The organism is Sediminicola sp. 1XM1-17 (assembly GCF_037203765.1).
Lineage (GTDB): Bacteria > Bacteroidota > Bacteroidia > Flavobacteriales > Flavobacteriaceae > Sediminicola.
This window is the reverse complement of record NZ_JBBCAS010000003.1, coordinates 401,625-412,938: the sequence shown is the minus strand read 5'-3', so window position 1 is coordinate 412,938 and position 11,314 is coordinate 401,625. Positions and strand designations below refer to the sequence as shown.

The following is an 11,314-nucleotide window of genomic DNA, read 5'->3' as shown; positions in this document are numbered from 1 at the left end:
GGATGCACAATCCCGAGACTTCGGGAGCAGTGAATCCCTTTCCCAAAAAACCAACACGCGAAGCGGGTTATGGTTTCCATGCTTGCCCAGGATTGCCCATACATAAAAGCCTAAGTTTTTGACGGAGTGCCTTTTATCGTTCGAGAGGGTTATTAAATTATTTTATTGGTTTAAATCTTAACTGCAACTTAGGCTAATTTCATCATTATTAATCCTTAAAAAGACTATCATGAATAAGCGGATAAAAGATTCAGAAAAGAAAAAGAAATCCAAACAGCCAGGTGATTGTGCGGACCAATCGAATAAAACCAACACCATTCATTCCCAAAATGAAGAAATTAAAAAGGGCAATGTCGAAACTGGCGAAAGAGACAAAGAAAGCCAAGAAAGTTCAAAATAAAGGTGGGATAATGAGAAGTGAACCTTGTCATTTACATCAAATAATTTTCTAACACGTAGGAAATTTCTTTGTGTTAATAGTAAATCTTTTTGTGTCAAAATTGCAACTATTGTCGGCATACCTTCAACATATTATTAACCTAATAATATTTAGCATGAAAAATTTAAAAGAATTATTTGAACATCAGTTGAAAGATTTATACAGTGCGGAATCTCAACTTCTAAAGGCTCTTCCAAAAATGGCCAAAAATGCCACTGACAAAAAACTTAAGGAAGCATTTGAAGGTCATCTTAATGAAACCGAGGAGCAAAAGTCTCGTTTGGAAGAAGTATGCAAGAAATTAGGTATTAAACCGGGCGGTGAAAAATGTAAGGCAATGGAAGGTCTTATCAAGGAAGCCGAAGATTTTATCGAAGAAGCAGAAAGTGATGATGTCATGGATGCCGGATTGATCGCAGAAGCACAGCGCGTAGAGCACTACGAAATCTCTGGGTACGGAACAGCGGTACGCTACGCCAAGGAGCTGGGCCATAAGGATATTGCCAAAATTCTCCAGACTACTTTGGATGAAGAGTACAGTGCAGACGAAAAGTTGGACAAGCTGGCCGAAGGCCGATTGAACAAGGAGGCCATGGCCTAAACAATAAAGTATTACAAATTATAAAATTAGAACACTATGGAAACGACAAACGATAAAGTATACAAAGAGATACGAGAAATTCTTGAAAAGAACAGAGATGCTGAGAAAGGATATGCCAAGGCTGCGGATAAGGCTGAAAGTGCCGCACTGAAGTCGTACTTCAGAAGAAAATCCACGGAAAGAAGGGATTTCAATGCCAAGTTGGTAGGTGAAATACAAACGGCATATCCCGATTTTGATGCCAACGGATCCTTCGCGGGAAATATACATAGGGCATGGATGGATGTAAAGGCGCTATTTTCCATGGATAATGACGAGGCAATGCTTGAGGAAGCCATCAGGGGCGACAAGGCAGCCATTGATGAATACGATGATGTTTTGGATAAATACAACCTCCCTACAGGTCTACGTTTTTTACTTAGTGAACAGCGAGAAAATATTCAAATGGAGGTTGCCCAAAATAAAACATTGGAAGATCTAGCTTAAACTGCCTTATCAGGTTAGTTTAAAATGAGTTGGTCTACGCTCGTAGACCAACTCATTTATCCAAAGCACCCTCAATAATTAGGCACTTACCATGTAAAAATTAAGCGTAATTATGTCAATAAAAAACTTATTCAGTACCGAGGCCAAACAAAAAATAAAAGACTTGGCCGAATCCATCGACTTTAATTTAATGGCTCCCGATTTAAAAAATATTCCTATCCATGCCATTCCGATGAGTACAAAAAAGGTTGATGAGAACGGATCCATATGGTTCCTTAGTACTAAGGATAGCAATCATAATTCAAACATAAAGAAAGATAAAAATGTACACCTTTTTTATGCAAATTCCGGAGCTTTCGAATTCATGAATATTTACGGTCACGCTTACATTTTAGATGATCGCAATATTATTGATGACCTCTATCAAAAGAGCGATGACAATTGGTTTAACGGCAAGGACGATCCAAACCTAACTGTAATTAGGGTGGAACCAAAAGATGCCCACTATTGGGATACTAAAAATGGGATGTTTGTTAGTCTTCTAAAAATGGGCGTAGGTGTTCTCACGGGAAAAAAGTCTGACCTAGGTATAGAGGGAGAACTTAAAATTTAGTTTTATTCATTAGAAATATAGTATTACAACACAATATGTGCACCACGTAATACAACATTTCCCTGTTACTTTTTCTCTTTGACATTAGTAAAAATCTTTCTTAAATATAACCTATGAATACAACGGAAAAACAGTCTCACCAACCAGGCAAACAGCATTTAATGGATAGTAAACCAACTACAATTCGAGGCAATTACAAGGGCAGTGAAAAGTTGAAAGGAAAAGTAGCTCTAATAACAGGTGGTGATAGTGGTATTGGTAAAAGTGCTGCTGTTCATTTCGCAAGAGAAGGAGCAGATGTCGCCATTGTTTATTTGGACGAGGATACAGACGCCAAGGATACCGAGTTAGCGATCAATGGAGAGGGAAGAGATTGTATTTTGATCAAAGGAGATGTGAGAAATATTAAATTTTGTAAGGAAGCTGTTCAAAAAACAATTGAAAAGTTTGGGAAACTAAATATTGTGGTCAATAATGCAGCAATTCAATTTTCAGAAGAAAATTTGGAAGATATTAGCATGGAACATCTTCATACCACTTTTGAAACTAATATCTACTCCTTTTTTTATATTACCCAAGCTGCCATAGAATACTTGGACAAAGGTGATGTTATAATAAATACCACTTCTGTTACGGCCTATCGTGGTTCAGAACATCTGATTGATTATTCCAGTACAAAGGGAGCAATTGTTAGTTTTACCCGAAGTCTATCAGCACTCCTAGCCAAAAAGGATATACGGGTTAATGCTGTGGCCCCTGGGCCAATATGGACTCCGCTAATACCGGCTACGTTTGACGAAGCGCATCTTAAAGGTTTTGGCAAAGATGTACCTATGGGACGCCCTGGTCAACCATCGGAAGTTGGCCCAGCCTATGTATATCTTGCCAGTGAGGATAGTAGTTATATGACAGGACAAGTATTGCATATCAATGGTGGTGAAATTATAGGAGGTTAATGCAAAGTACTTTTACTAACTATATGATCACAATTCATGTTGATTATAATATGAACCTAGAGCAGTATAACGAGGAACATGGATATGTTAACATCTCTTATACGAGTTCAATAATTTTTAAGTTTTCAAGATTCATTAATAGAATGTATTTCATTTTTAAACGATTAAATCGCTATACAGATCCAGAAGCATCATGACGCGTCCTTAAGCAATTCTTAAAGTTGGGTTGAGTTCATTTTTTGTTTGATTATTGGATTTTGATTTGTTCAAAGGACAATCAAACACCATATGTTTTGTAATATAAAGTATAGAATATTTAAATATTTTATTAGTAATTAACCTTTTTAATACATTGAAAATGCCTGTAACCATTGAAAGAAAAAATGTTAAGTTTTTACCAGATAATACCCGAGTGGCAGCACGTTTTTTTAACAACGGCGAAAAGCGTACCACTGATTTAATAAAGCGGGTAATTTCACTGGATAAAGCCTCCCTTAACCAAGAATTGGACAGGACGTTACGTGAATTTGCCGGGAGACACAGAAACATTTCCCAAATTTTTCTTCGCCATTTCGAGAACCACAAAGGTCTCATAGAGCTTATGCAAATGGATCCCGATAATTTCTCGAAGGAAGAAAAACTTCTTATTGGCTCCTATGCCACCATGGAATATTCCATAGAATCTGCCGCCATGTTCAACCCATCTATAATTGAGGATTTTGATCAGTCGTTCTTATCCAAGGGAGAAAAAAGAGTCATCATTTCGTTTCGAGCAACCGGAGAGGGACATTTAAGCTCCATTGTATTTAGACGTGGTATATTGGATGCAAATAATAATTTTTATCCAAATAGGGTAAGGAATCATATTGACCTGGCAAAAATTGTTCAGAAAAAATCATATGACAAGCAACGCTTTGTTCAAAAGCTTCATGAAATGAAAATTTCCCAAGAACATTCCTCAGAAATTATGAACAACCTCCCCGATCATTTTGAGTATCACGATTTAAAAACTTCAGTCTCTAGGGTTTTGGGCAATGGAATCAGTACAGATAAACGTTTGGCATTGGAAGAGATGACATGGTTGGTGGATTCCTATTACGATGTGGAATTTAGTTTGGATTCGGATATTTCGGAGCGCGTCATATTTCCCATTTCGGCTTCCGAAAGTAAGGGCATAGAAGACGCCCGTTTCGTAAGGTTTAAGGAAGATGACGGATCCATAAAGGTGTATGCTACCTATACAGCCTATGATGGCCATACCATTTTACCTAAATTGTTGTCCACAGAAGATTTTAGTACGTTTAGAATCATGCCCATTCACGGGAATGCGGCGCAAAACAAGAATTTTGCCCTGTTTCCACAGAAGATTAAAGGCAAATATGCCATGCTGGCCAGAGTAGATGGTGTGAACAATTACATCATGTTTTCTGAGCGGAATACCTTGTGGAATGATCCCATAAAGATTCAGGAACCTAAATATCCATGGGAGTTTACACAAATAGGCAATTGCGGATCACCCCTATGGACACAGGATGGCTGGTTGGTAATTACCCATGGTGTTGGTCCAATGCGACGCTATTGTATAGGAGCTTCCCTCTACGATTTGGACGACCCTACGAAAGAGATAGGGAGGTTGTCCAGACCGCTACTTTCACCATTGGAGGAAGAGCGAGAGGGTTATGTGCCCAATGTGGTCTATTCCTGTGGTTCCATGATCAACAACGGTAGTTTGGTTCTTCCTTATGCGGTTTCAGATTATTCCTCCTCTTATGCCACAGTTCCCATGGATGAGCTGCTACACGCCCTTAAAAAGTAAATTTGAATTGGTATTTCTTATAAATTATGAAATTAAAGATTCGTAAACCATGGTATAATCGTTAATCATTCGTTCTATACCAAATTTTTCCAAGGCATGTGCCCTGCAGTAGTAGGGATCCAAGTCTTTTACGCTATTGACCGCTTCCACAGCTTCTAGTACATCCTTGACCAAGTATCCCGTTTTTCCATGTTCAATAAGTTCGGGCATGCTCCCACGCGAGAAGGCAATAACTGGAGTGCCGCACATCATGGCTTCAGCCACACTTAATCCGAAGGGTTCATCAAATAATATGGGATGTAGTAAAGCCCTGGCCTTTCCCAACAACGTACTGCCTTCATTTTGGCCAACGTTTCCTAAATAAATTACCTTTTTGTCGTCTATTCGTGGTGCAATGTTTCTTTGGAAATATTCTTGATTTTGTATCAACCCTGCAATAACCAATGGGAAACCGCTCAAGCTAGCAATTTCAATGGCTTCAATTGTTCCCTTATTAGGATGGATACGTCCATAAAACAGAAGGTAACCTTCCTTCTCCCCCTGAAATTTAAATTTGGTTTCATCTATTCCATGGTAAATGGTGCGATTGTAGTTCAATTGAGGATGGCGGTCCGCATTGGAGATCGATATATACGTGCTATTCTCATTGTACTTTTTATATACAGGAATAATTTTTTCCGAAGAAAAACCGTGTATAGTCGTAATTATAGGTGTTTCTATGAGTTTGGAATAGGTCAAGGGCAGAAAATCATAATGATTGTGGATAAGATCAAAATTTCCTGCCTTTTCCATAAGGTTACTTATATGCAGGCTCTCCCAAACCTTAACGTCCATTTCCTTATCCTCTTCATAGGGATTGGAGCAAATGGCATCCAGCATGCCCGATGTTATGGAATCGCCCGTGGCAAATAACGTTACATCATGGCCTTTTTTTATAAGACCTTCGGTAATTGTAGACGCTACGAGTTCCCACGGACCGTAATGACGTGGAGGCGTTCGCCAGGCAATTGGCGATAATATTGCAATTTTCATTATCTCTTAAAATTTTCGAAAGCCATCCGTGCCAACAAATAACTGATGGTCGATTCCGCTCCTTGATTTAAGTTGACATTGGTCATCTCCAGTCCGTCATGGCATCCGCCTGTACATGGATTATAGATAATTTGATTGAGTGGATTTTTACCCATAAACCAGTCAAAAGCTTCATCGGATAATACATTATACCCCTCTTGAGGAAATAACTTATGAAAGTATCGCAAGGCTATTATTGTATAAGCCACATCGATAGGTTGTTGCCCCCCTTTAAACTCAGTATCCAACACTTCTCCCTTAGTGTACCAATTTTGATTAGAGATTACTGCTATGGTTCCATCCTTAAAGATTTTGGCCAATAAAAAATCGAAAGTCGACTTTGCTATTCTGCGGTAATCCGGATTCGATGTCATGGAATATGCCATTAACAAAGATTCTGGAAGAACGCTGTTGCCGTATGTCAGATAGCCTTCGAACCATTGCCAATTTTCGTCCGATTCCTTCTTATATAACGATACCAACCTGTCCGCAAACTCTGTGACCAATTTGTTGACGCATTCCCTTTCATTGATTCGATTATAAAAATGAAGTCCCTTTAAGATAAAGGCAATGGCTCTAGGGGAATGGGCTGCTTGCATGGCTTCAAGGGCATGTTTAAAGACAAATAGTGCTTTATCTTTTACTGGGTCCATATCTTCCGGAAAACGCCATGACATGGAGAGAAGATATCCCAGTGCCCAAATTGCGCGCCCGCCTGCATCTTCTAAATTAACAGTTTTGTTCTGGTCTGTAAACTCGTAGTCCTTATTAACGTAATTTAAAAATTTACAATCGTGCCTGAAGCATGAAAATATAAAATTGAAATAGGTTTTAATATATTTCAAATCGGTGGTGTCACCCGTCAATTCATAGTGTTTGCATATTGCTATCAAAGCTCGGGCATTGTCATCCAGGGTATAACCACTTTCCAGATCAGGTTCGTTGATTTTAGAAAACTGTATGACTCCAATATTGGTGGTCATCTTTTTTAGATGTTTCAGATTGATAGGAGGTTTCCTGTATTTTAGGATAAGGGACCCCTGAATTACTTTTTCAAATACCCTCACATGTGAAATACCTGCATTTTCCCAAGCAGAGGCATACGAAGTTTGCAGACCATTCAGGCTCATCTGATCTTTCTTCTCCTCATCTCCCAATAAATCCATAATGGCCTCCTGCAATTGCCGAGAGTTTTCAAAATCGAACAAAGATCCCGCCCCGTTCTTTAAAACCTCGACCGCATGTGGAATAGGTGTGGAAATAATAGGACAACCACTACTTAAGGCGTAGGCAAAAGTTCCACTAACGGCCTGATGCGGGTCCTTAGAGGTAAAAAGATAGATGTCGGTCAATTTTAAATATTTCAGCAACTCCCTCAAAGGAACAAATTGGTCAATAAAACGAACATGATCGCTCAGACCAAGGGATTTTACTTTTGTTTCCAAAAACTCACGATAAACTTCGCCTTGCTCCTTTACCAAGTTTGGATGGGTCCTTCCTATGATCAAAAATATTACCTTGGGATAATATTCGACAATGGAAGGTAAGGCATCCAATGTGGTCTCAATACTCTTTCCTGGACCTAATAGGCCGAATGTTGAAAGAACTGTCCTGCCCTCAAGACCATGTTTCGTTTTTAATTTGTTCTTATTGCCAAAGTCAATCAAATGAGTGCCATGGGCAATAACTGTTACCTTGTTTGATGGAATACCATAGTCTTCCCTAAGAATTCTTGAGGAATTTTGGGTCATCACTATTAAATGGGCGGCCAGCTTGCCCATAAAGGCTACTTTTTTCTTTAGGTCCTCCGAAGGCATCGGCAATACTGTGTGAAAGGTAAGTACGATGGGTTTGTCCAAATACTCCAAAAACTCATAAAAGGAATTCTCATTATTATTAAAAAGGCCAAACTCATGCTGAATAACAACCAAACCAACTTGAACATTAGAATTTATATAATAGGCAGCTTGTAAAAAATCAAGTTGTAGATCGGTATTCAATACGCCTTCTATTGATTCATCATACCGGTGCTTTGATGAATTGGATTCCAAGGGATATAGCGTCAAATTAAAAGACTCGCCAAATTTATCCCTTAATGTGCCAACAAGATCCATAGAATAGGTAGCAATTCCACATTCCCGCGGTGGAAAAGAAGTTATAAAAACAATTTCTGTCAACTTCTTTTTTAACGATTCCTTTGAATTATTGTTGATTTGATGATGCAGTCGAGGTGAATGCTTTTGCCTCTTTGTCTGCCCATCTGGATGTATATTTTCCGTCATTCCGTTCTCCGTAATATCCATAAATTTCTCATTTAATGCTCTTCCAAGAATTGAAAAGCTAGGAGTAAAATACCCTGTCCCATTTTTAGGACCCAACGGAATTTTATGCCTGATTGATAGTGATTTTAATAATTAAATAAGTCAGTTTTAAACAGCTAAAATTATAGCCAATCAACATCCAAGGTTAATGCAAAAGCTATAAAAAATAGCACATTCGAAAATAATCTTGTAATATATTTCTTAATTATTATGTTGTAATAACTGAACAAAAACTATTGCGAATTAAACAACTCATTATCAGTTGTTCGCCGTATAGACATAAACCATTATCTTATGATCTTGGAAATCATATGAACCTTAAACACTATAGTTTCCATAGATTTTATACCATATTATAAATTTTCGAACTCACTTATAGATCTTCGAATTAGCCGTACCTCTCAGGGTTATAAGCCAGCTCTTTTCATAGCCATATCTAATACGATCCAGCAAGGAAATACATTTATAATTGGAAATGACAAAGGATATAGTATCCAATTCACTTTGGGAATCAAAAAAAAATAAGAAGTCGTGATTACATATTGGAACGCGAAGGCATTTAGCAGGTAATTCTTTTGTTGGGTTTAATTCATCAATACCAATTGACAATAAAAAACTCGAATTGAATTAAGTGATAAATAAGATTAAGGTTGTTATAAAAAAATAAAGAGTATTCAAGGTAATTTTAAATTTAAACAAGACAATAAAGGGCCAGACCAGCAGGTAATTTTAGTAGAGATAAATTCTTATTTAACGCTGATATGTCTTCAAAAAATAATAAGTCCGAAAAAATCCTCAATTTGGAAAAATACATGGTCGACGGTAATGACCAACGTTTGACCACCCGCCAAGGGGTTCGAGTGAACGATACCAATAATTCCTTGAAATCTGGCACGAGAGGTTCCAGTTTGCTGGAAGATTTTATCTTAAGAGAGAAAATAACCAGCTTTGATCATGAAAGAATTCCTGAACGCATAGTGCACGCACGAGGTAGTGGTGCCCACGGTTATTTTGAATTAACTGAGAGTTTGGAGCAATTTTCAAAGGCCGGAATTCTAACGGATACTTCTCGTAAAACTCCGGTTTTTGTAAGGTTTTCCACCGTTGCAGGATCTAAAGGCTCCCCTGATTTGGCTAGAGATGTTAGGGGCTTCGCTGTAAAGTTCTACACCGAGGAAGGTACTTGGGATTTAGTGGGCAATAATATGCCCATTTTCTTTATCCAAGATGCTATGAAATTTCCAGACCTAGTACATTCGGTTAAACCGGAACCCAATAAAGAAGTTCCTCAAGCGGCATCAGCTCACGATACTTTTTATGATTTTGTCAGTTTAACCACGGAAACTTTGCACAACCACATATGGGCCATGAGCGATAGGGCCATTCCACGTAGTTTACGGATGATGGAAGGGTTTGGTATCCACACCTTTCGACTGATCAATAAAAAAGGGGAATCGTATTTTGTAAAGTTCCATTGGAAACCGCTTTTGGGAGTGCATTCCGTAACTTGGGACGAGGCTGTCAAAATTAATGGAGCCGATTCTGATTTCCACAGAAAGGATTTGTGGGATGCTATAGAAGCGGGTGAGTTTCCACAATGGGAACTGGGAGTCCAAATTATTCCCGAAGCTGATGAACATAAATACGATTTTGATATTCTGGATCCCACAAAACTGGTTCCTGAAGAAATGGTACCCGTTAAAATCATTGGCAAGATGACCCTAAACCGCAATCCAGAGAACTTTTTTGCTGAAACCGAACAAGTGGCATTTCTACCCGGAAATATAGTTCCGGGAATTGACTTTTCCAACGACCCTTTATTACAAGGGCGTTTATTTTCCTATCGGGATACACAACTATCACGATTGGGATCTCCCAACTTCCATCAAATCCCCATTAATCAACCCTTGGCGAATACACATCACAATCAGCGTGACGGACATATGCAAATGAACATCCCAAAAGGGCAAACCGCGTATTTCCCAAATACTTTGGGAGGTGGATGCCCCTATCTCTCCAAATTTTCCGAGGGCGGGTTTTCATCATACGAAGAACGAATCGATGCCAATAAGATTAGGTCTAGAAGTAAAAGTTTTAGTGATCATTTTTCGCAACCTGCCCTATTCTATCGTAGTTTGTCCAAGTGGGAACAGGCGCATGTGGCGGAAGCATATTCCTTCGAACTTGGAAAATGTACACACAAACATATTAAGGAGCGAATGCTATGGCTGATCGAACAAATTGATGAGGATTTAGCTAAAATCGTTTCCAAAAATATTGGTTTAACAATTCCCGCTAAAATTGATCTGCCCATCAATCAAGCTATTGGGGCAGACAGTAATGTAGCGGATTTTCAACCAGGACCCAAAAAAATATACTTGGACAAATCTCCAGCTCTAAGTCAGGCAAACACAAAATTTGAAAGCATCGCAACCCGACAAATTGCCGTTTTGGTAGCCGATGGATTTAGTAGTACTGATTTTAATAAAATGAAGGCAGCACTTGCAAAAAGAAAGGCCGTGATTAAACTGATAGCCCCAACTGGTGGAAAAGTTACCGATGATGATAAAAATGAATATGATATTGATGCTGCTATTTCAACTACGGAAAGCGTATTATACGATGCAGTCTATATTCCCGGGGGGAAAAATTCTGTAAAGTCCCTTTTGAACCATTCTAAATATATTAAATTCATAAACGAAGGGCTTAAACACTGCAAAGCTATTGCCCTGGATAATGAAGCCGAGCAATTATTTGATCATAGTTATGGAAAAGAATTTAAAGATGATCAGGCGATTTTCATCAATGGCAAGCCTCAAGATTTTATCAATGCCATAGCCAAACATCGAAATTGGGATAGAATGGATAAGGTGGCACATATTCCTGTTTAATAGGGAATAGGGGAACCCAAAACATTGATTCTGTTTGTTTATAATTGCCAAACAAAACCCATAATGGAAATTATGGGTTTTTGTATTCATGTATACCTTACAACGCTCTAAGGTAGATCG

Annotated in this window: 9 protein-coding genes; 7 read left to right on the top strand and 2 right to left on the bottom strand. The window is 38.5% G+C overall.

Annotated features, from left to right (window positions below; translation table 11 throughout):
* Positions 1-229: 229 nt before the first annotated feature.
* From WAA86_RS07180 to WAA86_RS07155, 6 genes are all read left to right on the top strand, one after another.
* Positions 230-400, top strand: a complete 171-nt coding sequence (locus tag WAA86_RS07180) for a hypothetical protein (protein WP_337300313.1) — start codon at positions 230-232, stop codon at positions 398-400.
* Between the two features lie 154 nt (positions 401-554).
* Positions 555-1,040, top strand: a complete 486-nt coding sequence (locus WAA86_RS07175) for a YciE/YciF ferroxidase family protein (RefSeq protein ID WP_337300312.1) — start codon at positions 555-557, stop codon at positions 1,038-1,040.
* A gap of 36 nt (positions 1,041-1,076) precedes the next feature.
* Positions 1,077-1,526: a ferritin-like domain-containing protein gene (locus WAA86_RS07170; protein WP_337300311.1), complete on the top strand. Its 450-nt coding sequence runs from the start codon at positions 1,077-1,079 to the stop codon at positions 1,524-1,526.
* 112 nt (positions 1,527-1,638) lie between these two features.
* A complete protein-coding gene (locus tag WAA86_RS07165) occupies positions 1,639-2,139 on the top strand; it encodes a pyridoxamine 5'-phosphate oxidase family protein (RefSeq protein WP_337300310.1) in 501 nt (166 codons plus the stop codon).
* Positions 2,140-2,252: 113 nt separating this feature from the next.
* Positions 2,253-3,095 carry an SDR family oxidoreductase gene (locus WAA86_RS07160; RefSeq protein WP_337300309.1) on the top strand — a complete coding sequence of 281 codons (843 nt, stop codon included), beginning with the start codon at positions 2,253-2,255 and terminating at the stop codon, positions 3,093-3,095.
* A 358-nt stretch (positions 3,096-3,453) separates the two neighbouring features.
* Positions 3,454-4,911, top strand: a complete 1,458-nt coding sequence (locus tag WAA86_RS07155) for a glycoside hydrolase family 130 protein (protein ID WP_337300308.1) — start codon at positions 3,454-3,456, stop codon at positions 4,909-4,911.
* A gap of 24 nt (positions 4,912-4,935) precedes the next feature.
* On the opposite strand, the gene WAA86_RS07150 is transcribed toward WAA86_RS07155, so the two are convergent.
* Both WAA86_RS07150 and WAA86_RS07145 read right to left on the bottom strand, forming a co-directional pair.
* Positions 4,936-5,943 (bottom strand): glycosyltransferase family 4 protein, encoded by a 1,008-nt coding sequence (locus tag WAA86_RS07150; RefSeq protein ID WP_337300307.1) that lies wholly within the window; start codon positions 5,941-5,943, stop codon positions 4,936-4,938.
* A complete protein-coding gene (locus tag WAA86_RS07145) occupies positions 5,943-8,285 on the bottom strand; it encodes a glycosyltransferase (protein ID WP_337300306.1) in 2,343 nt (780 codons plus the stop codon). The genes WAA86_RS07150 and WAA86_RS07145 overlap by 1 nt, the downstream gene beginning before the upstream one ends.
* 779 nt (positions 8,286-9,064) lie before the next feature.
* Here WAA86_RS07145 and WAA86_RS07140 point away from each other — a divergent pair.
* Positions 9,065-11,194, top strand: a complete 2,130-nt coding sequence (locus WAA86_RS07140) for a catalase (protein ID WP_337300305.1) — start codon at positions 9,065-9,067, stop codon at positions 11,192-11,194.
* Positions 11,195-11,314: the final 120 nt, after the last annotated feature.